The 1,436-nt window shown below is 61.7% G+C and carries 1 protein-coding gene; it reads right to left on the bottom strand.

Annotated elements, in window-relative coordinates:
* Positions 1-40 precede the first annotated feature (40 nt).
* The gene (locus tag V8683_RS31305; protein ID WP_411188333.1) at positions 41-1,321 is read right to left on the bottom strand and encodes an IS256 family transposase; all 1,281 of its coding nucleotides are present in this window, start codon (positions 1,319-1,321) and stop codon (positions 41-43) included.
* Positions 1,322-1,436: the final 115 nt, after the last annotated feature.

Raw genomic sequence — 1,436 nt, 5'->3', positions numbered from 1 at the left:
GAGCAATCGTCAATAGTGGTGTACGGGCGGGACGGCATGATCAGGCGGCCAGCGCTTGAGGAGCCGGTGTGCTTTCAATCACCGGGTTTCCGTCTTTGAACGGAACGCCCTTCAGAAGCTGATCAATTTTCTCGGCGCTGCGAATCTTCCTCCAGGTCTGCCCGGCCGCTTCAATCAGCTTGAACGCCATCGCCAGGAAGGTCGCGCGCGACAGACAGTTGCGCGTGCGGCTCGTGCGATGGCGTACCGTCGCAAACGTCGATTCGATCGGATTCGTGGTCCGCACATGCTGCCAGTGCTCCGCAGGGACATCGTAGAACGTGAGCAGTGCGTCTCGATCCTTCGTGAGCTTCTCGACAGCCTTCGGGTACTTGGCCGCGTACACGTCGACGAACTGATTGAACGCAACAATCGCATCGGCGCGCGTCGCGGCATTCCAGATCTCTGCGAGCGCCGCCTTGGCCTTGCCGTGCTGCGATTTGGGCATCGCGTTGAGGATATTTCCGACCTTATGAAACCAGCAGCGCTGATGTCGCGTTTGCGGGAACACCTCATCGAGTGCCGCCCATAGTCCCATCGCGCCGTCACCAACCGCGAGCAGTGGCGGCGCCTGCAGGCCGCGCGCTTTCAGATCGAGCAGCAGTTCAATCCACGACTGTTTCGACTCGCGGTAACCGTCGCTGAGCGCAACGCGCTCCTTGCCGCCGTCCGGTTTCACGCCGATGATCACGAGCAGGCACTGCCCGTCCGAATCCTCTGTGCGGGCTTGAGTATGGATGCCGTCGGCCCACCAGTAGACCCAGCGCGAGGCGGACAGGTCGCGCTTGTTCCACTTCTCGTACTCTTCTGACCATGCGGCCTTCAGGCGGCTCACGACGCTCGCTGACAGCCCTTTAGCCTGCTCGCCGAGCAGCTCGGACAGTGCGTCGCCCATGTCGCCGGTTGAGACGCCTCGCAGGTACAGCCACGGCAGCGACGATGACACGCGCGGCGACTTGCGCACATAGGGCGGCACGATCGTCGAATTGAACTTGATGCCGGAGCTCGAGCGGTCGCGAACCTTCGGTACCTTGACCGGCACCGGGCCTACCGCCGTGACGATCTCGCGCTCTGGCAGGTAGCCGTTGCGCACGACCGCGCGCCGGCCGTCCATCGTCTTCACATTCGAATATTGCTCGAGCATCGCCGCCAGTTCCGCCTCGATTGCCTGCTGGATGATCCGCCGCGCCCCTTGCTGGATCAGATCGTCCAGGCCGGGTGCGCCCTCAAATTGCGGTTCTGCTGTTTGACTGCTGCTCGTTTCCTGCGTATGTTTCGCCATGGTGGTGGAGTTCGATTGAGGAAGTGTTACCGTGGAAAGCAACATTCTCCATCAATCGCCACCGCCTTCTCCTGCCTCCTCCCTACGCCGCATACACCACTTCCGACGATAACTC

It is taken from the genome of Paraburkholderia sp. AV2, assembly GCF_054968425.1.
Note: the sequence above shows the minus strand (reverse complement) of the source record. Positions and strands in the feature narration are given on the sequence as shown.

Excerpts from the sequence above, each read along its gene's own strand:
- V8683_RS31305 (WP_411188333.1), bottom strand. The coding sequence starts at position 1,321 with ATGGCGAAACATACGCAGGAAACGAGCAGCAGTCAAACAGCAGAACCG.